1 protein-coding gene is annotated in these 747 nt (G+C 68.0%); it reads right to left on the reverse strand.

Annotation, left to right across the window (positions count from 1 at the left end; all coding sequences use genetic code 11):
- Positions 1-747, reverse strand: a 747-nt coding sequence (locus KUM38_RS24800) for a methylmalonyl-CoA mutase family protein (RefSeq protein WP_254397690.1), incomplete at both ends; no start/stop codon positions are given.

Genomic DNA, 747 nt, shown 5'->3' on the forward strand with positions numbered 1-747 from the left:
ACGCGCCACGAAGAAGAACGACAGCCGCGGCGCGAAGTCGTCCACGTCCATACCGGCCTCGACCGCCGTACGCACGTACTCGATGCCGTCCGCGAGGGTGAACGCGATCTCCTGCGCGGGCGAGGCACCCGCCTCGGCCATGTGGTAGCCGGAGATCGAGATCGTGTTCCACTTCGGGATCTCGGCCCGGCAGTACTTGAAGATGTCCGCGATCAGCCGCAGCGAGGGCTTCGGCGGGAAGATGTACGTACCCCGCGCGATGTACTCCTTCAGCACGTCGTTCTGGATCGTGCCGGTCAGCCGGTCGGCGCTCACCCCCTGCTCCTCGGCGACCAGCTGGTACAGCAGGAGCAGCAGCGCGGCCGGAGCGTTGATCGTCATCGACGTCGACACCCTGTCCAGCGGGATCCCGCCGAACAGCACCCGCATGTCGTCCACCGAGTCGATCGCCACGCCCACCTTGCCGACCTCGCCGTGCGCGATCGGCGCGTCGGAGTCGTGACCCATCTGGGTGGGCAGGTCGAAGGCGACCGACAGCCCCATCGTCCCGTTGGCGATCAGCTGCTTGTACCGGGCGTTGGACTCCGTCGCCGTGCCGAAACCGGCGTACTGCCGCATCGTCCAGGGCCGGCCCGTGTACATCGACGGATACACACCCCGGGTGAAGGGATACGCCCCCGGCTCGCCCAGCTTCTCCGCCGGATCCCAGCCCTCCAGGGCCTCCGGCCCGTACACCGGTTCGATGGG

Source organism: Streptomyces sp. AC558_RSS880 (assembly GCF_019049255.1).
Taxonomy (GTDB): domain Bacteria; phylum Actinomycetota; class Actinomycetes; order Streptomycetales; family Streptomycetaceae; genus Streptomyces.